Source organism: Lactobacillus sp. UMNPBX1 (assembly GCF_002554085.1).
Lineage (GTDB): Bacteria > Bacillota > Bacilli > Lactobacillales > Lactobacillaceae > Lactobacillus > Lactobacillus crispatus.
Map to the genome: position 1 here is coordinate 1 of NZ_PCZI01000051.1, position 1194 is coordinate 1194.

A 1194-nucleotide genomic window follows, 5' to 3' on the forward strand; every position below is an offset into this window, starting at 1 on the left:
TCGAAAATTGCAATTTCAAATTGAACACTTTTGAAAATTAAATTCTGTATATTGAATCTAATCTTCTTTCAAATAGTTCATCTGGAGTATGGTAGCTCAATACTTTTCTAGGTAGATCATTAATCCAGAGCTCAATTGAGAAGATGTCATCCAAGCTATAATTCTTAACATACTCACCTTTAGGAATAAAGCGTCTAATTAAACGATTATGACATTCAACCCCGCCTTTATCACAAGAAGTATAAGGATGAGCATAGTAGACTAAAGTGTTTGAGATATCCTCAAGCTGGGAAAGATCCGCAAATTCAGAACCGTTGTCTGTAGTTACCGTTTTAAAGACTTCATTCCAATGTTCTTGATATTGAGCCTTCAAGTTGTTAAAGGCCGTCATTACGCTGCCAGCTGTCTTGTCAGGAATTGGAACTATCATGAACTTACGGGTCATTCGCTCATACAAGGTCAGCAGAACTTCATCGTCTTTGGTTTTATGCCCTAAGACCAGATCACATTCCCAGTGACCGAACTCTTTGCGCTGATCAATATATTTGGGCCTGTCTTCAATACTGCGGCCAAGTTTCTTTTTATTTGCACGAATACGCTTGGTTTTGGTATTGCGGGTAAGTTTTTCTGGCAGATCAGTATTTTGAATCTGGAGAAGGCCTGAATCTACGTAGCGGTAAAGAGTTCTGGTGCAGACAATCTGATTCCTGGTAAACAGTCCCGTTGCCAGGGAGCGGCCAACACAGGCATCCAAAGACCAGCCAGAGTTAAAGAAATGTTCTTGCACATAATCAATGAAGTGCTTCTTAAGCAGATAGTGCGGCTTACGTCCAGAATTCAAGCGGTGACAATTATAAGCCTCTTGACCAGCTTTAGCGTGATAGCGTTTGACATTGCCGTTATACAAAGTGACAGTACCGCGATCTATTTCATATTTGATCGTACTAGGAGAGCAGTTAAGCTTGCGTGCAATAGCACGCATGGAATAGCCTTCTTTGCGCAAAGTTTGGATTTCAACTCTGTTTTCAAAAGAAAGATGCTTGCCTTTAGTATGAGTGTCTGTGATAGAATGTAATAAGTTCATTTGAATCTCTTTTCTAGAAGTTTTTGTGGTTAATTACATTCTATCAAAGAGTCCAAATGGACTTTTTTTAATATTTGAACGAAGTGTTCAATTTGATTTTACAATCCGCC

1 protein-coding gene is annotated in these 1194 nt (G+C 39.0%); it reads right to left on the minus strand.

Translation table 11 applies throughout. The annotated features are described in order from the left end of the window. Positions 1-37: 37 nt before the first annotated feature. Positions 38-1084, minus strand: a complete 1047-nt coding sequence (locus CP352_RS10715; protein ID WP_089147441.1) for an IS30 family transposase — start codon at positions 1082-1084, stop codon at positions 38-40. Between the last annotated feature and the right edge of the window lie 110 nt (positions 1085-1194).

What these genes read in the sequence shown, in the direction of transcription:
- CP352_RS10715 (WP_089147441.1), bottom strand. Translation starts at nt 1,084, where the DNA reads ATGAACTTATTACATTCTATCACAGACACTCATACTAAAGGCAAGCAT.